Below are 18,383 nucleotides of genomic sequence, written 5' to 3' on the forward strand. Positions count from 1 at the left end.
GGGCCTGGGCTTCACCGTCGAAGACCTGCAGGACCCTACCCAGCGCATCTCCTACCGCCAGGCCGTGAGCATGATCCAGCGTGCCCTCCAGGCCCTGCCGGAGCGGGGACTGGGGCTGTGGGTCGGACACCAGAACGTGCTCGGCACCCTTGGCCTGCTGGGCCATGTGCTGTCGCTGTGCCGGACCCTGCGCGACGCGTTCGACATCGGCGTGCGCTACCAGCACAGCTCGGGCGGGATCGTCACCTCCAGCGTCTACCAGCAGGGCGAAACCTTCTTCGTCGAGGTCGAATGCCACCTGCCCAGCAGTGAGGTGCAGGTGTTTGCCATCGAGGAGTTCTTCGCCAGCCTGCTGGTGTATGGGCGTGCCCTGGTCAGCCCGGCGTTCGAACCGCTGGGCATCGAACTCATCCATGCCGCTCCGCCCTACGCGGGCGAGTACCTGCGCCTGCTGGGCCCCCAGGTACGCTTCGGCTGCCTGCACAACCGCATGGCGATCGCCAGCCACTGGCTGGACATGCGCCTGCCCAACCACAACCTGCCGGCGTTGCGCCAGGCGCTGGCCCTGCTGGAGCAGGAAAGCACCCAGGTGCACCGGAAACTCGACCTGGTCCAGGCGGTGGAACGGGCCATCGCCCGCGACCTCAGCCTGGGCAGCCAGATCGAAAGGATTTCCGCCGAACTGAACATGAGCAGCCGCACCCTGCGGCGCCGGCTGGCCGTACTGCTGGCCCTGCGGGGCGGGCTGGCCGTACTGGCCCTGAGGGGCCTGCTGGCCGTACTGGCCCTGAGCGGCCTGCTGGCCGTACGGCGCCGGGTGGCCCGGCTGGTGCGGGGCCTGGCCGTAGTGGCCCTGCGGCGCCTGGCCGTAGGGGGCCGGCTGACCCTGCGGGGCCGGCCAGCCCTGGCCCGGCTGGTCGGTGGCGGACGGGGCGAACTGGCCGGGCTGGGGCGCGCCGGCGAACTGGTGCGCCGTGGCCTGCTCGCGGGCCTCCTTGCGGGCCTTCACCGCGCGCACGATCAGCAGGATCGGCAGGATGAAGACGTAGATGAAGATCCGGTAGGAGCCGCCCTCGAAGAGGAACATCAGGTAGAAGCCGTAGGCGAAGAAGGCCAGGCCGACGACCACGTTGAGGATCCGGGCTCCGGTGCCCTGCTCCTTGATGGCGATGCCGATGGCGACCATCGCGATGCCACCGAGCAGCAGCAGGAGGTCGTAGATGAGGAAGAACATGTGATTCCTGTCAATCGGTGAAGGTGCCGGCCCACGATAGAGGAGCCCTCAGCGGTCGCGCTGCCCCGTTGCCTGTGGCAACCACCACCGGACGGGCCACCGGCACCCTACTTGAGCTGCCCGGCGGTGAGGCCGGTCTGGATCTGCCGCTGGAACGCGACGTACACCGCCAGCACCGGCAGGGTGGCGATGGTCAGTCCGGCGAACAGGCCGCTGAAGTCGCCCTGGTAGCCCTGACTGACCGCGAGCGCGGTGAGGCCCTGCGCCAGCACCCACTTGGAGTCGTCGCCCTGCATCAGCACCTGCGGCAGGATGAACTGGTTCCAGTGGCTGAGGAAGTTGAAGATCGCCACGCTGATCAATCCTGGTCGCGCCATCGGCAGCATCACCCGGAAGAAGAGCCGGAAGTGCCCGCAGCCGTCGATGAGCGCCGCCTCGGCGATGGACGTCGGGAGCGTCCGGAAGAAGGCGGTCAGGAAGAAGACCGTGAAGGGCAGCGAGTAGGCGGCGTAGACCAGGATCAGCCCGGTCCAGCTGCCGAACAGCCCGGCGTTGCGCACCACGAAGAAGAGCGGCACGAGGGCGAGGAACACCGGGAACATCATCCCGCCGACGAACAGGTAGTAGACGACCTGCCGGCCCCGGAACTCGTACCGGGCGAAGACGTACGCCGCCGTGGCGCCGAGCAGCATGGTGAGGGTGAGCGAGCCGGCCACCACGATGCCGCTGTTCAGGAAGTACCGGCCGATGTGCGCCTCGGTCCAGGCCCGGGACCAGTTCTCGAAGCGCAGCGCCCCCGGCAGCCCCCAGGGGTCGGAGAGGATCTCGCCGTCGCTCTTGAACGAGCTGATGAACATCCACAGCAGCGGCAGCGCGGTCAGCGCGGCCCAGAGCAGCAGGAAACCGTGCGAGAAGAGGTTGGCGACGCCCAGTTCGCGGCGCAGCCGCCGATCCTCGCCGCGGGCGGCCCCGGGCTTCTCCGCCGCCGTCGTGGTGGGCCGATCCAGCGTGGTCACGAGTATTCGATCCGATCGCGACGGGCGGTACGCAGCGCCAGCACCGCGACCGACAGGGTCAGGAACAGCATCACCACGCCGATGGCGGAGGCGTACCCGAACTTGCTCTCGCTGCCGAACGCCGTCTCGTACATCCGCAGGCCGATCACGTCCGACGAGAAGTTGGGTCCGCCGTTGGTCATCTGCTGGACCAGGATGAAGCCGTCCAGCGCGGCGATGGCCAGATAGATCCAGGCGACCTGCACGGTGTCCCAGAGCAGCGGCACGGTGATCCGGCGCAGGGTGGTCCACCGGGACGCTCCGTCGAGCATCACCGCCTCGTAGATGTCCCGGGGGACGGCGGACATGGCGGCGCCGAAGAGCACCACGTAGAACCCGACGTTGCTCCAGACCATCACCGCCAGCACGCACCAGAACGCGGTACGCGGGTCACCCAGCCAGGTCGGCGCCGGCAGGCCCAACGCCCGCAACGCGCCGTTGAGCAGGCCGTTGTTGGGGTGGTAGACCTCCTTCCAGAGGAGGGCGATGATCACCACCGAGAGCACCTGCGGGAAGAAGTAGACCATCCGGTAGACGGAGGTGCCCCGGACGCCGGTGACCCCGGCCCGTCCCTTGCGGCCGCCCATGTTGAGCATGGTGGCGAAGAACAGCCCGAGGCCGATGGTGAGCACCGGCACCACGGCGAGCATGATCGCGTTGTTCTTGATCGCGTTCCACACCTGGCCGTCGTGCAGCAGCGTCCGGAAGTTGGCCATCCCCACCGGGTCGGCCTGCGCGGAGTAGCCGAGCCAGTTGGTGGTGGAGATCTGGAACGCCTGCAGGTACGGCGACAGCACGAAGATGCCGTAGAGCAGCAGCGGCGGTACCAGGAAGGTGATGATCAGCGGGTACTTGCCATGTTTCACGAGATGGACCTACTCCCCCACCGGCCGGATGTCACGCGGCCCGCTTGTACTTCTTGATCGAGCTGTCCTGGGCGATCGAGTCGGCGCCCTTCTGGCAGGCGTCGAGGAACGCGGCCGGGGTGCTCCGGCCGCTGAAGAACTCGCCGCACGCGGCGTCGACCAGCTCGCGCTCGAGCTTGCGGTAGTAGTTGTTGTAGACCCAGTTGAAGCCGTTGCTGCCGGACGTCTCCAGCGCCTTGACCACGCTGGTCAGGCCGAACGGCAGCTCGACCCCGTCGGTCGCGCCGGCCACCACGGTCAGGCTGGCGACCTTCTTGGTGAAGTCCTGCGCGCCCTTCTTGGAGAGCATCATCCGGAAGTACTCCAGGCCACCGGCGACGTTCTTCGCCTTCGACGGCACCATGAACGGCTCGCCGGCGGTGCCCCGGATCGCCTCGAACGGCAGCTTGTCACCGCTGCCCAGGCTCGGGGTCGGCGCGATGGTCATGTTGAAGCCGGCCGGGGTCACCTTGGCCTGCTCGTTCTCCAGCCAGGAGCCGCAGGAGATGAAGGCGGCCTTGCCCTGGCACCAGGCGGTCTGCGACTGGATGTGGTCCAGGCCCGGCGAACCGTCCAGGATGTACTTGTCCTTGACGATCTGGTACCAGGCGTCGGCCGCCGCCTTCATGGCGTCGGACTTCCAGGCGTTGGGTTCGAGGTTGTCGATCGCCATCGCCACCGACGGCCCACCGAACTTGATCGCGGTGGCGATCAGCGGCCAGCTCATGTAGCGGGGGTGCTTGCCCGCGTACGTCCAGGGGGCGACACCGGCGGCCTTGATCTGCTTGCAGAGGGCGATGTGCTCGTCCCAGGTCTTCGCGTACTGCCAGTTGCGCTCGGCGAAGGTCTTGGTGGAGTACCAGATGCCGTAGGCGGTGTACGTGTAGTTGAGGACCAGGAACTTCCCGTCGTACGAGCCGACCTCGACGGCGCCGGGGAGCAGGGTGTCCTTCACCGACTTGCCGGGGATGTCCAGGCTGGGCGCGGTGAGCAGGTCACCCAGGTCGGCGATGGCGCTCTGGCTGACCAGACCGTTGAAGTCGATCTGACCGGCGCCGGAGTTGTTCACGACGTCGGGTGGGGTGCCGTCGACGAAGCGCGGCTGGAGAGTCTTGTTGATCTCCTGAGTGGCCGAGTGATTGATCTTCGCCTTCGGGTACTTCTCCTTGTACATGGCCTCGTGGGCCTTGGCGTACTCCTCGCCGAAGCCGCCGTTGAAGATCACCACCTCGAGCGGGGCGTCCTCCTTGACGCCGAGCGGGTTCTGGTCGCTCTTGGTGCCCTTGTAGGCGCCGGAGTTGCCCTTGTCGTCGTCGCCACCGGAGGTGGCGCAGCCGGCGAGCAGGCCGGCGGCGGGGGTGGCCAGCAGTCCGGCGGCGGCGGTGCGCTGGAGGATCTCACGCCTGTTCATCGCATCTCCTCGGTTCGGGTGCGCGCGGCCCGCCGGAGTCTGGGGGAACGGCGGCCGCGACGTCGAGGCTCTGGGTGTCAGCTGTCGCTTGTCTTCACTTAACTTGATGTTGCTGAAGAATTTCTACGGCAGCGCGGCGCGGATCACAAGACCTCACGACCGAACCGTTATCCATACCAGCCGTTGGCCGCTGGCATAGCCTGGGCCCATGCGCCGCCTGCGGCAGCTCGCCGACCGCACGCCGGCCACCCGGGAGCGCTACGCCGACCTGCTCCGGGCGCTCGCCATCACCATGGTCGTGCTCGGCCACTGGGGCGTGACCGTCATCGGGTACGACCGGGCCGGCCGTCCCACCGGCCACTCCGCCCTCGGTGACCTGCCCTGGGCCTGGCCGCTGACCTGGGTGGCCCAGGTGATGCCGGTGTTCTTCCTGGTCGGCGGCTACGCCAACGCCGCCTCCCTGGCCGCCCGCCGGCAGCGGGCGGGCACCGCCACGGGGTGGCTGGTCGACCGGAGCGCCCGGCTGGTCCGGCCGACCACCGCGCTGCTGGTGGTGCTGGCGGCCGGCGCCGCGGTGGCCACGCTGCGGGGCGCCGACCCCACGCAGGTCCGCACCGTCGTCTGGTTCGCCACCATCCCGCTGTGGTTCCTGGTGGCCTACCTCGTGGTGGTGCCGCTGACCCCGCCCCTGTACGCGCTGCACCGCCGCTTCGGGCTCGCCGTGCCCGTCGTGCTGGCCGGCCTGGTGGCGCTCGGCGACCTGGGCCGGATCTGGGGCCCGGCGGGGCTGGCGACGGGGAACTACCTGTTCGGCTGGCTGGCCGTCCACCAGCTCGGCTTCGCCTGGTACGACACCCGCGCCCAGGAGCGGGCCGGCGCCGGGCCACGCGGCCTGCGGCGGCGCCGGCTGCCGCTCTCCCGCACCGCCGGGACGGCGATGCTCACCGGTGGGCTGGTCGCGCTGATCCTGCTGACGGTGGTCGGGCCGTACCCGGTGGCGATGTTGAACGTGCCCGGCGAGCGCCTCGACAACCTGGCGCCCCCGAGCCTCGCGCTGCTGGCCGTCGCCACCGCCCAGCTCGGGCTGATCGTGCTGCTGCGGGAGCCGGCCGGACGCTGGCTGCGCCGGCCCGGCCCCTGGCAGGCCGTGATCGCGGTGAACGCCGTGGTGCTCACCGTCTTCCTCTGGCACCTGACCGCGGCCGTGCTGCTGGTCGGGCTGCTCGACGCGCTCGGCGCGCTGCCCACTCCCCCGGTCGGCTCGGCCGCCTGGTGGGGCTGGCGGATCCCCTGGCTGCTCGCCCTCGCCATGGTGCTGGCCGCGCTGGTCGCCGTGTTCGGCCCGATCGAGGCCCGCACCCGCCGCCCGCCCGCGACCGGTCCGGCCCGCGAGGGCGCCCGCCGGCTCCGCACCACGCTGGCCGTCCTCGGGTACGCGGGGCTCGTCGCCGGGCTGCTCCTGAACAGCCTCACCCCCAAGACCGCGCCGGAGCCGCTGGGGCTGCCCGCCCCGGCGCTGGTGGCGTACCTGGCCGGGGCGGGGCTGCTGCGGCTGCTCAGGTCTGGGTGGGGAAGCCGAGGTTGACCCCGCCGTGGCGCGGGTCGAGCCAGCGGCTGGTGACCACCTTGCCCCGGGTGAAGAAGGCGACGCCGTCGGCGCCGTGCGCGTGCAGATCACCGAAGAGGGATGCCTTCCAGCCGCCGAAGGAGTAGTAGGCCATCGGCACCGGGATCGGCACGTTGACGCCGACCATGCCGACCTCCACCTCGTGCTGGTAGCGCCGGGCGGCCCCGCCGTCGTTGGTGAAGATCGCCGTGCCGTTGCCGTACGGGTTGGCGTTGACCAGCTCGACCGCCTCGTCGTACGAGCCGACCCGGACCACGCTGAGCACCGGGCCGAAGATCTCGTCGGTGTAGATCGACATCTCCGGGGTGACGTGGTCGAAGAGGGTCGGGCCCAGCCAGAACCCGTCGGCGTCCCCGTCCGGGGTGACCTCCCGCCCGTCCACCACCGGCACGGCGCCGGCCGCGACACCGGACTCCACGTAGGAGCGGACCCGCTGCGCGTGCGCGGCGGTGACCAGCGGGCCCATGTCGCAGCCGCGCCGGCCGTCCCCGGTGCGCAGCCGGCCCATCCGCTCGGCGATGCGGGCGACCAGGGCGTCGGCCACCGGCTCGACCGCGACCAGGGCGGAGATGGCCATGCACCGCTCCCCCGCCGAGCCGAACCCGGCGTTGACCGCCGCGTCGGCGGCCAGGTCCAGGTCGGCGTCGGGGAGCACCACCATGTGGTTCTTCGCCCCGCCCAGCGCCTGCACCCGCTTGCCGGCCAGCGAGCCGCGCTGGTGCACGTACCGGGCCACCGGGGTGGAGCCGACGAACGACACGGCCTTGACGCCGGGATGGTCGAGCAGGGCGTCGACCGCCTCCTTGTCGCCGTTGACCACGTTCAGCACACCGTCCGGCAGCCCGGCCTCGGTGAACCACTCGGCCATCAGCAGCGCCGCGCTCGGGTCCTTCTCGCTGGGCTTGAGCACCACGGCGTTGCCGCAGGCGACGGCGACCGGGACGAACCAGAGCGGCACCATCACCGGGAAGTTGAACGGGGAGATCACCGCCACGACGCCCAGCGGCTGCCGCAGGCTGTACGAGTCGACCTCGGTGGAGACGTTCTCGCTGAAGCCGCCGCGCAGCGCGGACGGGATGCCGCAGGCGTACTCGATCACCTCCAGGCCGCGCTGCACCTCGCCCGCGGCGTCCGCGAGCACCTTGCCGTGCTCGGCGGTGATCACCTCGGCGAGCCGGTCGCGCCGGGCGTTGACCAGCTCGCGGAAGGCGAACATGACGGCCGTCCGCTTGGCCAGCGAGGCGTCCCGCCAGGTCCGGGCGGCCCGCTCGGCGGCCTCGACGGCGCCGGCCACGTCGGCGGCGGAGGCCAGCGCCACCTGCCCGGTACGCCGCCCGGTGGCCGGGTCGAAGACGTCCCCGCGCCGCTCGGAGTCCCCCGTGATCCGCTTCCCGTCGACGAAGTGCCCGATGGTGGTCATGCGGTCACCTCCGCGGCGACGGACGAGCGGATGGCCTCGACCAGGATGGCCAGGCCCTCCCGGGCCTCGTCCTCGGTGAGGGTGAGCGGTGGCCCCATCCGCACCACGTTGCCGTGCAGGCCGCCCTTGCCGACGAGGAGGCCGCCCTCCCGGCACGCCTCGAAGATCCGGGTGGTGAGCGCCGGGTCCGGCTCGGTGGTGCCCGGCCGGACGAACTCGACGCCGAGCATGAGGCCCTTGCCGCGGACCTCGGCGACGGCGTCGAGGTCGGCCGTGGCGGCGCGCAGGCCGTCGCCGAGGATCGCGCCGACCCGCGCCGCGTTGGCCTGGAGGTCGTGGTCGAGCAGGTAGTCGAGGACGGCGTTGCCGGCCGCCGTCGAGACCGGGTTGCCGCCGAAGGTCGAGAAGCTGATCGCCGGCACCGCCTCCAGCACGTCGGCCCGGCCGACCACGCCGGCCAGGGCGAAGCCGTTGCCGATGCCCTTGGCGAAGGTGAGCAGGTCCGGGGTGACGCCGTGCGCCTCGTAGCCCCAGAAGTGCTCGCCGGTGCGGCCCCAGCCGGTCTGCACCTCGTCGGAGATGAGCAGGATGCCGTGCTCGTCGAGCACCTTCTTCCAGGCGGCGAAGAGCCCGTCCGGGCCGTGCACGAAACCGCCGACGCCCTGGATCGGCTCGGCGATGAGGCAGGCCACGTCCCCGGCGGTCTGGGTGGCGAGCACCTCGCGCAGGTCCTCCACCGCGGCGTCGATCCGGTCGCCCTCGTCGAGCCGGGCCAGCAGGCCGCGCAGCCGCTCGCCGGAGTGCAGCCAGGCCACCTGGAGCGGGTTGAGCGCGCTGGCCGACCAGGCGCGGTTGCCGGTGATCCCCATGGCCGCGTACGACCGGCCGTGGTAGCTGTTGCGCACGGCCAGGATCTGGTGCGAGCGGCGGTGGTTGGTGGCGACCAGCAGGGCCGCCTCGTTGGCCTCGGTGCCGGAGTTGGTGAAGAAGACCCGGGCGTCGGGGATGCCGGAGAGCCGGGCGACCTTCTCGGCCAGCTCGACCTGCTGCCGGATGAGGTAGAGCGTCGAGCTGTGCACGATGCCGGTGCGCAGCTGCCGTTCGACCGCCTCCCGGATCTCCGGGATGTCGTAGCCGATCATGTTGGTCAGTACGCCGCCGAAGAAGTCCAGGTAGCTGCGGCCGGCCGCGTCGGTCACCCGGCGGCCGGAGCCGGAGACCAGCTCCAGCGGTTCGGCGTAGTAGAGCGGCATCCAGGACGGGAGCACGGCCCGGTGCCGGGCCAGCAGGTCGTCGGAGGTCATCGGCGCACCCTTCAGCGGCGGTTGGTCCCCGCACGCTCTCATCACGCGGAGGCAGGGACAACTGTCACTGTGTAGCGCAGGGGGGTTGCCCACCTGACACCACGTCAACCGTTCCGCTGCGGTTTCCGGAGCGGAATACGTCCGTTGCCCGCCCTTCCGCTGGTCAGACGGCTCTTCGGCCACTCGATCCGCAGCAGCGCAGCCGGGCGAGGCAGGTGCAGGGCCGCGGCGACCAGCGCGAAGACGGCCCAACCGGCGGCCAGCGCGAGGCCCGGCGAGGAGATGTCCTGGAAGTAGTGGTGGCCGGCGAGGAAGCCGACCAGGGCCAGGCTGTTGCGGGCGAAGTGCCGGCTGAACTCGGCGAGCTGACGGCGGGCCTCGACGGCGACCAGCACCCCGGAGTACGGGAAGGTGACCACCATGCCGCGCAGCAGCCCGCCGAGCAGCCCGGTGAGCAGCGCGCCAACGAAGATCACCAGCAGCTTGGCCGGCGCGGCGAGACCGTCCCGCCGGACGTCCGCCGGCTCCGGGTCCGGCGCGCCGGCGGCCTGGCGGCGCAGCAGCAGCATGGTCAGCGCCCAGAGCGCCCCGGTGCCGGCCAGTGCCGCCTCGAACGGCACGGGCACCGCCAGCACGCCGGTGCTGAACGCCACGTAGACCGCGACGCCGGCCAGGTCGGCCGGCAGGATCGGCCAGCGCAGCCGGCGGTGGGTGACCGCCACCGTGACGAAGAAGAGATTGAGGCCGACCACGCCGAGCAGCTGTGGCCCGTCCACCGGGTGCCCGGTGGTGACCAGGGCCAGGGTCATCGGCAGCGGCAGGCTGTAGACGAAGGCGCGCAGCCGGACCGAGCGGATCACGCTGACCACCCAGACCACGGCGGTCACCAGCAGCACCGCGGTCCACGTCACGGCGGTCAGCCCGGAAAGGTGGCGGTGTCGGCGCAGAGCCCGAAGATCCGGGTCAGCCGCTGCACGTCCGCCGGGTGGACGGAGAACTCGTGCTCGCTGATCTCGCCGTGCGCGGTCATCTTCCCCTCCCAGCAGCTCGACCCGTCCCAGACCACGAGGTTGACGTGCAGGTGCGCGCCGACCCCGCCGAGCGGCAGCAGCCCCACCCGCACGCCGGCCCGCCGGTGCGTCTCGACCAGCTCGGACAGCTCGGGGGTGAGGGTGGCGTAGGTGAAGATCCGGGTGATCCGTACGCCCCGGGCCAGGGCGGCGAGGTTCGCCTCCCAGTAGCGCCGGCCCACGTCACCGCGCCACCAGCTCAGCTCGCCGCTGACCCGGGGCATCACGTTGGTCAGCGCGACCAGCTCCCGGGCGCAGTCCCGGGTGGCGCCGATCAGGTCCTCGGCGTCGTCGCCGGGCCGGACGATGCGGCCCGCGGCGAGCTGCTCGGCCTCCCGGCGGAACTCCTCGAAGCGGCGCTGCGCCTCGGCCGCCACCCGGGTCCCGGCGTGCCGCTCGGCCGCCTCGCGCAGCGCGCCGGCGAGCTGCGGGGTGGCGCCGACCAGCCAGGACGGCCCGTCCAGCAGCGTCCGCAGGTGGAACCGGCGCTCCGCCCGGGCCAGCGAGTCGAGCACCAGCGAGATGGTGATGCCCATGAGCCCGGCCAGCAGCGACTCGACCCCGGTGGCCGCGTTGGTGAGGTCGAGCGTCACGGAGAGCAGGATGGAGAGGGTGATGCCGACCAGGGCCACCGGGTCCGCGTGCGTGACCAGCCGCACCAGGTTCTCGCCCGAGCCGGCCCGGCCCCGCGCCCGTCGCCGCATCGCCGCACCCGCCATCGGCCACCCCCGGTCACTCCGTGCGCTCAGGGTAGCCACGATCCACAACGGTCGGCCGGCACGCGCCCGCCGCCGGTAGCATCCGCCAGGTGCGGACGACGGAGGTGGCGCTGCCGGCCGGCGCGGCGGGGACGACCCGGGCGGGCCTCGCGGCGGGCATCGACGCCTGGGTGGGCTCGCCCCCGATGCGGGCCCTGGTCGGGCACTTCGGCGGCGACTGGCCGGCCGGCGACGTGGGCGCGGTGCTGGCCGCGCTGGACGACTTCTCCGCCCGGCACTGGGACTTCCGGGGTGGGCGGGAACGCCCCGACGCCCGGGAGCCGGCCTTCGACCCGGCCACGGTCGGGCTCGTGCATGACGCGGCGACCGCGCTGGGCCTGGTCCGGCCCCTCCCGCCCACCCGGCCCCGGTACGCGCACCTGCTGGTCCTCGGCGGCCTGGCGCACGCCTGCCTGCGGCGCACCGCGTACGCCGCGCACCTGGCCCGGACGGCCGCCGGGGTGTCCGGCGAGGTGGCGGTGCTCGGCAGCTTCCGGGCCCTCTCCCCGGTCGAGTCGCGATTGCTCGCCGATGTCGGGGTGCCCGGCTGCGCCACGGAGGTCGACGTGCTGGACGCCGGGGTGCGCCTGGCGTTCGGGGTGGACGCGCCGAGCGAGGAGACCGGCGAGGCCGCCGACCACCCGCACCGGGCCTGGTCCTCGCGCACCTACCGGCCGGTCGGGCTGCCGCCGGTCCGGGTGCTGGCGGCCCCCTCCGGCGAGCCGGACCGCCGCCGGGCGCACACCGCCGACACCCAGCGATTCTGGGCCGAGCACGTCCGGCTGCGGGTCGGCGATCCGGTGCTCATGGTGACCGCACCGATCTACGTCCCGTTCCAGCACTGCGACGCGCTGCGCACTCTCGCCCTGCCGTTCGGCTGCGGGATCGACACGGTCGGGGTGGACCCGGCTCTCGCCGCGCCGGTCCCGGTGCCGGAGCCCACCCTCACGGCGGGGCGCTACCTCCAGGAGGTCCGCTCGGCGGTCCGGTCGATGCGCGCCCTGCACGCGGCGCTCGCGTCCGGCTGACCGGCGCACGGCGGGGCCGGTGCCCGGCGAACCGCCGCGCACCGGCCCGTGGCCGGGTGGTCAGTTGACGTAGACGGCGGGGCTGCCGGTCCGGCTGGTGTCCCGCACCGGCGAGTACGTCGCGGTGAAGTACGCGGTGCCGAAGCAGAGGCTGGGCCCGGAGGACTTGGTCAGCACCTGGTTGGTGAAGGTGATCGAGTTGGTGGCGTTGGCCGCCGTGCCGGTGAGGGTGTTCGTGCCGGTCCGGTAGACGCAGGTGATCGGGCCGAGCAGGCTGTTCAGCACGACCGTGCTCTGGATCGGCGCGGTCGCCGTGCCGGAGATGGTGACCACGCCGCCGCTGGTGACCGACGTGGCGTACGGCAGGTTGTTGACGGTCACGCTCTGCACCCCGGTGGTGCCGAACACGTTGGTGGTGCAGCTCGTGAAGCTCTGCCCGGTGAGGCTCTCGGTGGCGGTGCCCGGGGCGGCCGGGTTGCTCAGCACCTTGGCGCTGAAGCTGGACGCGGCGCACCGCACGCCGGTGGTGCCGGTGGCCGAGGAGTAGAAGGTGGCGTTGGTGCCGGTCTTCAGGCTGGCCTGGATGACGTCGTTGACGGCGACGGCGGTGCCGGCGGTGGTCGGGTAGGTGAGCACGGCGCTGGCGAGCGACGACGACGGGGCGGCGACGGCCGGGGTGGCGCCGACGACGCCGGTCAGCAGCGCCAGGGCGGCGAGGCCCGCGCCGATTCGTCCGTACCTGGGCATGGTTCTTCCTTCCGGCGGTGGGACGGGGACGGTCGGACCGCACAGGCGGTCCCCACCCGGCGGGGAGGGCCGGGCGGTGAGCGCGGCCGTCCGGGCGGGACGGCCGCGGTGGAGGGGGCCGGGCGGCCCGTCGAGGGCCGGCGGCGGTGGCCGAGCTGCCGCGACGTCAGCGGCCGGGCCGGCGTGGTGCACTGCGGCGGAGCCGCGTCACCTGCGCCTTTCCGGTCTTGGGAGGGCACGCGCGCTCGGTGATAATGACAGCCATCGAGCCCTCCTTCGACGTGCCGGGCGACCATCCGGGACGGTCACCAACGGTGACTGGTGCGTCAACTCAGGGTGCAGATAGTTGTAAACCCCGGAGGGTCGTAAAGTCAATGCATCCAGGGAGGTCGATCAGTTGACCACGCAGCACCGCCCGCAACCGGTGCCCGTCCCGCTGCCCGGCGCGCGTCCCGGCCGCGACCCGGACCGCGCCATCAAGCGCGGCCCACGCCAGGTCTCCGCCGAGGTGGTGGCGGCCACCCAGCGCGACCGCCTCTTCGACGGGCTGGTGCAGGAGGTCGCCACGAGGGGCTACGACAACGCCCGGGTCAGCGACATCTGCCACGCCGCCGGAGTGACCCGGCCGGCCTTCTACGCCCTCTTCACCGGCAAGGAGGACGCGTTCCTGGCCGCCTACCGGCACGGCATCGCCGTGGTGTCGCAGCTGATGGAGAGCGCCTACCGCGACGCGGGGCCGGCCTGGCCGGACGCCGCCCGCGCCGCGCTGCGCACCCTGCTGGAGGTGCTCGCCAGCGTGCCGGCGTTCGCCCGGATGGCGCTGGTCGAGGTGGACGCGGCCGGCCCGGCCGCCCGCCGGGAGCGGGACGCTCTGCTCGGCAGCTTCCGCCGGTTCTTCGCCGACGCCGGCCCCGGGCCGGTCGCCGCCGGCGTGGACCGGGACGCGCTGGTGTCCACCGTGGTCGGCGGCCTCCACGCGACCATCCGCGCGCGGGTCGCGCAGGGCCGGGCGGAGGACCTGCCCCTGCTGCTGCCCGTGCTCACCTACGCGGCCACCGCCCCGTTCCTCGGCACGGACGGCGCGGTCCGGGCCACCCGGCCGGTGCGCCCGGACGACGGTCCCAGCGCGGCCGCACCGTGCGCGCCGACCGTTCACTCCTGACCTGCGGCGGGTCGGAAACCGCAGCGGTTTTCCACTTTGGCCGCAATTCGCACATGCCGCTCAACGAACTGCTACACGCTGTTGACCCGCTCTTTACCCAGCGGTAACTTCGGCCGTGCGCCCTCGGCGCCAGAAATTCCGCGAACCAATTCAGATCTCATCCCGCATCGTCGTCGATGAATTGATCTCGAAAAGGAGAGCCGCCATGTCGGAGCAGATCGCACCGTACGAGCCCGAGCAGCCGCGCAGCGGCGTGCGCTGGCGCCGGTTCGCCGTCACCATGGGCACCGTCGTGGCGGGCGCGGCCGGCATGGTCGTGCTGACCGCGCAGGGCGTGCTCGGCGCGCAGTTCGCCATCTCGGGCATGCCCTTCACCGTCACCGCCGACAAGCTCACCGGCACCGGGTTCGAACAGTTCGCCACGCTCGACCAGATGATCCCGGACAGCCCCAACCAGGGCGACACCGGCGGGCAGGTCGTGGTGATCGTCTCGGCCATCGACAAGGCCGAGCTGACAAACCTCTGCCAGAGCATCAGCCTGGGCGGCATCAACCTGCGGATCACGGCCGGCGGCGCCGGCAAGCCGGTCACCGCCCGGACCCTGGTGGTCGACGGCGACGAGGTCGGCGGCAACGCGTCGTTCAAGAACATCAACGTCGGGCAGGACGCCAGCACCGTCGACCAGGTGCCCGGCGTGCGCGGCAACCCGGGCGTCTTCGCCCAGCAGGCCGACACGGTGACCATCACCAACCTGCGGCAGAACAACTACGCCACCACGGCCGCCGTCTTCACCCTGCCCAACCTGCACATGGCGTTCAGCTCCGACGGGTGCTGACATGACCGCCGGACGACACGAGGCCCCGGAGCCGGCGTCGGCCGCCGGCCGTTCAGCTCCGGCGGGTGCTGACGTGACCGCCGGACGACACGAGGCGGCGGAGGTGGCACCGGCCGTCCGCCGCCCCGCCGGGCGCTGGCGCCGCTGGCGGCGGGGCCGCCCGTTCACCGCCGGGGTGCTGGTCGCGCTCGGCGGCGCCGAGATGCTCGTGACGCTGCGGGCCCCGCTCGGCGTGCTGCTGCACGTCGGGCCGCAGGGCCTGGCCGCGTACCTGGTGCCGGTCGTCCTGGTGCTCTGCGGGGTGCTGCTCATCGCCACCCCGCAGCAGCGGGTCTTCTACGCGCTGGTCACCCTCGTGCTGGGGCTGGTGTCCTGGCTGACCTCGAACCTGGGCGGCTTCCTGATCGGGATGCTGCTCGCCCTGGTCGGCGGGGCGCTCGCCTTCGCCTGGACCCCGGCCAAGCAGCCCCGGGCCGCGCGGCCGGCGCCGGTGCAGGAGGAGACGCCGACGCCCGCGCCCGGACCGGCGCCCGGTCCCCCGGCGCAGACCGGCCCGGCGCAGGCGGAGGCCCGGGTGGGCACGCCGGAGGCGGCGCCGGGCGACCGGCGCTGAGTCAGCGGAAGCGGGCGCGGGCGATCGCCCGGGACACCGCCGCCGGCTCGTCCATTTCCAGGACCAGCCGGTCGTACGACTGCCCCGCCAGCTCCACCAGCAGCACCTCGTCGGCGCGGTGCACGCACCAGAACGACCGCCCGGTGGTCCGGGAGACGTAGCTGCCCGCCATGATCAGCCCGGGCCAGTAGCTGCCCGGCAGCCGGAAGCCGGAGCCCCGCCGGTACGCCTCGGCGCGGGACACCGGGCGGACCGACGTGACCGCCTCGGTGGGCACCGTGACCCCCGCCGTCAGAGCCCAGAAGCGGTCGGCCCCGCTGAGCCGGACCATTAGCCGCTCCGGGTCCACGTCCACCGTCACCGCCATGATCACGACGTTAGTCCGGCGGACCGGCGACGACCAGGTCCCGGCCGCCCTACTCAGCGGACGGTGTCGGCGACCGCCTGCGCGAACACCTCGGAGCGGTGCTCGAAGTTGCGGAACCGGCCGTAGCTCGGCGCGGCGGGCGACAGCAGCACCACCCCGCCCGCCGGGGTCAGCTTGCGGGCCAGCCCCACCGCGGCGACCAGGTCCTCGGCGATCTCGGTGCGCACCGCGGGCAGCCCGGCCAGCGCCTCGACGATCCGGGGGCCGCTGTCCGGGATGCCGATGACGGTGAGGTCCCGCTCGGCCAGATGGTCGCGCAGCGGGGTGTAGTCCAGCCCCCGGTCCGTCCCGCCGACGATGACGGTCAGCGGGCGCCCCTCGTACGCGTCGATGGCGTGCATGGCCGCGTACGGGCTGGTGGCCAGCGTGTCGTCGACGAAGGTGAGCCCGGACGGGTCGGGGATCTCGGTGAGCCGGTGGGCGAGGCCCTGGAACCCGGCGACCGCGACGGCGAGGCTGTCCTTGCGGGCCGCCACGTCGACGCCGAGCGCGTCGAGCACCGCGAGGGCGACGCAGAGATTGCCCTCGTTGTGCCGGCCGACCAGGGGCAGCACGGCGCGCGGGAAGAGCGGGGTGTCCCGCAGGTGGAACCACGGGGTGCCGTCCGGGCCGCCGGCCACGTGGGTGGCGTCCGGCGAGCCGGCCCGGATCGCCGCCCGGTCGCCCAGTTCGAGTGCCAGGCGCGGGTCGGCGCCGTTGACCACCACGGTGTGCGGGCCGTGCGCCAGCAGGTTGAGCTTGTCCCGGTAGTACTCCCGCTCGCCGCCGTGCGCGTCGAGGTGCTCGGGGAACAGCGCGGTCACCACGGCCACCCGGGGCGAGTCGGTCAGGTCCGCGCACTGGTAGCTGGAGAGCTCCAGCACGTACAGCTCCGCCTCGGGCAGGTCGAGCAGCGGCACCCCGATGTTGCCGCCGAACACGTTCGGCCGGTCCATCGCGGTGAGCAGGTGGCTGATCAGGCTGGAGGTGGTGCTCTTGCCCTTGCTGCCGGTCACCCCGACGGTCCGGTCCGCGTGGTCGGCCATCCAGAGCGCGCTGCCCTGGGTCACCGGCACGGCCCGGCGGCGCAGCTCCACCATCCACGGGTGGGTGTTCGGCACCCCCGGCGAGCGGACCACGACGTCGGCGGCGGCGAGCCGGGCGAAGCCGTCCTCCCCGGTGACCAGCGGCGCGGCCGCGGCGAGCGGGCCCTCCCAGGGCAGGGTGAGGAAGTTCGCGCTGTCGTCGACGGCCACCAGGTCGGCCGGGCCGTGCGCGGCGATCGCGATCACCGCGGCCCGGCCCTCACGGCCGGCGCCCCAGACGGCGACATGACGTCCGCGCAGATCAGACAGGCGCACGGGCTCTCCTCGGGGATCGGGTCGGCGGGTGGGCGGGTGCGGTCCGGCACAGCCGGACACGGCCGGACGAACCAGGGCCTAGTATGGCGTGTGCCCAACGAGCAGCTGCGGCGGATGGACGCCTTCACCTTCCCGTCCTACTCGATCGACTTCGCCACGGGCGAGGTCTTGTTCGACTACGCCCTGACCGGCCCCGACGGCGAGCAGCGGTTCACCGAGGTGGTCACCCTGCCCCTGCCGGCGGAGCCGGTGTCCGACGACACGGCGGCCACCCTCGCCCGGGTCCTCGAGCTGCTGCACGTGGTCGCCGGGGTCAGCTACTACAAGACCGCCGCGCCGCCCCGGCTGGTGCTGCCGGCGCCCCTGGGCGCGGCCGCCGCCGACCTCGTCACCGCCGTCTACACGAAGGGCCTCGCCGAGTACGCGTACCGCAACCAGCTGCCGCACGTGCTGGAGCTGCGCCCCGAGGTGCCGGCCGGTGAGGTCACCCCGCCCCGGGTGTACGACGACTCGGACCGCCGGCCGCTGTCGGCCGTCGGCGGCGGCAAGGACTCGATCGTCACGCTGGAGGCGCTGCGCCGGGCCGGCTTCGACCCGGTGCCCTTCTCGGTCAACCCGAACCACGTCATCGTCTCGGTCAACGAGGCGTCCGACCTGGTGCCGCTGGCCGCGCGCCGGCGGATCGACCCGGTGCTGTTCGACCTCAACGCGGCCGGCGCGTTGAACGGGCACATCCCGGTCACCGCCATCAACTCGCTCATCGCGGTCGCCACGGCCGTGCTGCACGGGCTCGGGCCGGTGGTGATGTCGAACGAGCGCTCGGCGTCCGACCCGAACCTCGTCTGGCAGGGCCACGAGATCAACCACCAGTGGTCCAAGGGCGTCGAGGCGGAGGGGCTGCTGCGGGCCGCGCTGGCCGAGCACGCCGGGCTCACCGAGCCGTACTTCTCGCTGCTGCGGTCGCTGTCCGAGCTGCACATCGCCCGGCTCTTCGCCGAGACCGACCGCTACGACGCGGTGGTGACCAGCTGCAACGCCGCGTTCAAGCTGCGGGATGCGAGCGAGCGCTGGTGCCGCGACTGCCCGAAGTGCCGGTTCGTCTTCCTGGCCATGGCCCCGTTCATGTCCCGGGAACGGATCACCACGATCTTCGGCGGTGACCTGCTGGCCGACGAGTCGCAGATCCCCGGCTACCGGGAGCTGCTCGGCGTCGACGGGCACAAGCCGTTCGAGTGTGTCGGCGAGGTGGAGGAGTCGGTGGTCGCGCTGAGCCTGCTCGCCGAGCAGGAGCAGTGGCGCGACGCCCCGGTGGTCCGCGCCCTGGTCGACGCCGTGCCGCCCACGGCCTGGTCGACGGCCGCCACCTCGGACGTCTTCACCCCCGGCGGCCCCACCTACGTCCCAACCCCCTACGCCAAGGCCCTGACGGCCCTGACCTGACCCCTGC

General features: G+C 72.6%; 16 protein-coding genes and 1 pseudogene. 7 read left to right on the forward strand and 10 right to left on the reverse strand.

Annotated elements, in window-relative coordinates; translation table 11 throughout:
• Positions 1–721: pseudogene (sphR, locus tag NFX44_RS25660) on the forward strand (AraC family transcriptional regulator SphR); the annotation flags it as partial.
• 620 nt (positions 722–1,341) lie between these two features.
• On the opposite strand, the gene NFX44_RS25665 reads toward sphR, so the two are convergent.
• Genes NFX44_RS25665 through ngcE form a run of 3 tightly spaced genes read right to left on the reverse strand, consistent with a single transcriptional unit; the run spans position 1,342 to position 4,605 of the window.
• Positions 1,342–2,250: a carbohydrate ABC transporter permease gene (locus NFX44_RS25665; RefSeq protein ID WP_262286163.1), complete on the reverse strand. Its 909-nt coding sequence runs from the start codon at positions 2,248–2,250 to the stop codon at positions 1,342–1,344.
• A complete protein-coding gene (locus NFX44_RS25670; RefSeq protein WP_262286164.1) occupies positions 2,247–3,155 on the reverse strand; it encodes a carbohydrate ABC transporter permease in 909 nt (302 codons plus the stop codon). Before NFX44_RS25670 ends, NFX44_RS25665 begins: the two co-directional genes overlap by 4 nt.
• A gap of 31 nt (positions 3,156–3,186) precedes the next feature.
• The gene (ngcE, locus tag NFX44_RS25675) at positions 3,187–4,605 is read right to left on the reverse strand and encodes an N-acetylglucosamine/diacetylchitobiose ABC transporter substrate-binding protein (RefSeq protein WP_262286165.1); all 1,419 of its coding nucleotides are present in this window, start codon (positions 4,603–4,605) and stop codon (positions 3,187–3,189) included.
• 208 nt (positions 4,606–4,813) lie between these two features.
• On the opposite strand from ngcE, the gene NFX44_RS25680 reads away from it, so the two are divergent.
• On the forward strand, positions 4,814–6,190 hold the full coding sequence (locus NFX44_RS25680; RefSeq protein WP_262286166.1) for an acyltransferase: 1,377 nt from the start codon (positions 4,814–4,816) through the stop codon (positions 6,188–6,190).
• Here the strand turns inward: NFX44_RS25680 and NFX44_RS25685 are convergent.
• The 4 genes from NFX44_RS25685 to NFX44_RS25700 form a co-directional block, all read right to left on the reverse strand.
• Entirely contained in the window at positions 6,162–7,652 is a 1,491-nt protein-coding gene (locus NFX44_RS25685; RefSeq protein ID WP_262286167.1) for a CoA-acylating methylmalonate-semialdehyde dehydrogenase, read from the reverse strand. The genes NFX44_RS25680 and NFX44_RS25685 overlap by 29 nt on opposite strands.
• Positions 7,649–8,956, reverse strand: a complete 1,308-nt coding sequence (locus NFX44_RS25690; RefSeq protein ID WP_262286168.1) for an aspartate aminotransferase family protein — start codon at positions 8,954–8,956, stop codon at positions 7,649–7,651. The genes NFX44_RS25685 and NFX44_RS25690 overlap by 4 nt, the downstream gene beginning before the upstream one ends.
• 104 nt (positions 8,957–9,060) lie before the next feature.
• Entirely contained in the window at positions 9,061–9,867 is an 807-nt protein-coding gene (locus NFX44_RS25695; RefSeq protein WP_262286169.1) for a hypothetical protein, read from the reverse strand.
• A 5-nt stretch (positions 9,868–9,872) separates the two neighbouring features.
• The gene (locus tag NFX44_RS25700) at positions 9,873–10,730 is read right to left on the reverse strand and encodes a hypothetical protein (protein ID WP_262286170.1); all 858 of its coding nucleotides are present in this window, start codon (positions 10,728–10,730) and stop codon (positions 9,873–9,875) included.
• Between the two features lie 104 nt (positions 10,731–10,834).
• On the opposite strand from NFX44_RS25700, the gene NFX44_RS25705 reads away from it, so the two are divergent.
• The gene (locus NFX44_RS25705; RefSeq protein ID WP_262286171.1) at positions 10,835–11,812 is read left to right on the forward strand and encodes a hypothetical protein; all 978 of its coding nucleotides are present in this window, start codon (positions 10,835–10,837) and stop codon (positions 11,810–11,812) included.
• Positions 11,813–11,872: 60 nt separating this feature from the next.
• Here NFX44_RS25705 and NFX44_RS25710 read toward each other — a convergent pair whose 3' ends face one another.
• Positions 11,873–12,559: a Tat pathway signal sequence domain protein gene (locus tag NFX44_RS25710; protein ID WP_262286172.1), complete on the reverse strand. Its 687-nt coding sequence runs from the start codon at positions 12,557–12,559 to the stop codon at positions 11,873–11,875.
• Between the two features lie 397 nt (positions 12,560–12,956).
• Here NFX44_RS25710 and NFX44_RS25715 point away from each other — a divergent pair, with 397 nt between their 5' ends.
• The 3 genes from NFX44_RS25715 to NFX44_RS25725 all read left to right on the forward strand — a co-directional run bounded on the left by NFX44_RS25715 (position 12,957) and on the right by NFX44_RS25725 (position 15,169).
• Complete coding sequence (locus tag NFX44_RS25715; protein ID WP_262286173.1) at positions 12,957–13,721, forward strand: TetR/AcrR family transcriptional regulator; 765 nt, start codon at positions 12,957–12,959, stop codon at positions 13,719–13,721.
• A 205-nt stretch (positions 13,722–13,926) separates the two neighbouring features.
• On the forward strand, positions 13,927–14,556 hold the full coding sequence (locus NFX44_RS25720; protein WP_262286174.1) for a DUF6230 family protein: 630 nt from the start codon (positions 13,927–13,929) through the stop codon (positions 14,554–14,556).
• Between the two features lie 73 nt (positions 14,557–14,629).
• The gene (locus NFX44_RS25725) at positions 14,630–15,169 is read left to right on the forward strand and encodes a DUF6114 domain-containing protein (protein ID WP_262286175.1); all 540 of its coding nucleotides are present in this window, start codon (positions 14,630–14,632) and stop codon (positions 15,167–15,169) included.
• Between the two features lies 1 nt (position 15,170).
• Here the strand turns inward: NFX44_RS25725 and NFX44_RS25730 are convergent, their stop codons facing one another.
• Positions 15,171–15,536, reverse strand: coding sequence for a hypothetical protein (locus NFX44_RS25730; RefSeq protein ID WP_262286176.1), 366 nt, complete (start codon positions 15,534–15,536; stop codon positions 15,171–15,173).
• 53 nt (positions 15,537–15,589) lie between these two features.
• The gene (murD, locus tag NFX44_RS25735) at positions 15,590–16,936 is read right to left on the reverse strand and encodes a UDP-N-acetylmuramoyl-L-alanine--D-glutamate ligase (RefSeq protein ID WP_262286177.1); all 1,347 of its coding nucleotides are present in this window, start codon (positions 16,934–16,936) and stop codon (positions 15,590–15,592) included.
• A 90-nt stretch (positions 16,937–17,026) separates the two neighbouring features.
• On the opposite strand from murD, the gene NFX44_RS25740 reads away from it, so the two are divergent.
• On the forward strand, positions 17,027–18,376 hold the full coding sequence (locus tag NFX44_RS25740) for a hypothetical protein (RefSeq protein ID WP_262286178.1): 1,350 nt from the start codon (positions 17,027–17,029) through the stop codon (positions 18,374–18,376).
• Positions 18,377–18,383: the final 7 nt, after the last annotated feature.

Origin of the sequence: Micromonospora sp. MA102 (assembly GCF_025460765.1) — a bacterium.
Lineage (GTDB): Bacteria > Actinomycetota > Actinomycetes > Mycobacteriales > Micromonosporaceae > Micromonospora > Micromonospora halotolerans.

Coding starts and splice junctions, on each gene's coding strand:
- NFX44_RS25690 (WP_262286168.1), bottom strand. CDS start 8,956: ATGACCTCCGACGACCTGCTGGCCCGGCACCGGGCCGTGCTCCCGTCC.
- ngcE (WP_262286165.1), bottom strand. CDS start 4,605: ATGAACAGGCGTGAGATCCTCCAGCGCACCGCCGCCGCCGGACTGCTG.
- NFX44_RS25700 (WP_262286170.1), bottom strand. CDS start 10,730: ATGCGGCGACGGGCGCGGGGCCGGGCCGGCTCGGGCGAGAACCTGGTG.
- NFX44_RS25685 (WP_262286167.1), bottom strand. CDS start 7,652: ATGACCACCATCGGGCACTTCGTCGACGGGAAGCGGATCACGGGGGAC.
- NFX44_RS25730 (WP_262286176.1), bottom strand. CDS start 15,536: ATGGCGGTGACGGTGGACGTGGACCCGGAGCGGCTAATGGTCCGGCTC.
- NFX44_RS25710 (WP_262286172.1), bottom strand. CDS start 12,559: ATGCCCAGGTACGGACGAATCGGCGCGGGCCTCGCCGCCCTGGCGCTG.
- NFX44_RS25720 (WP_262286174.1), top strand. CDS start 13,927: ATGTCGGAGCAGATCGCACCGTACGAGCCCGAGCAGCCGCGCAGCGGC.
- NFX44_RS25680 (WP_262286166.1), top strand. CDS start 4,814: ATGCGCCGCCTGCGGCAGCTCGCCGACCGCACGCCGGCCACCCGGGAG.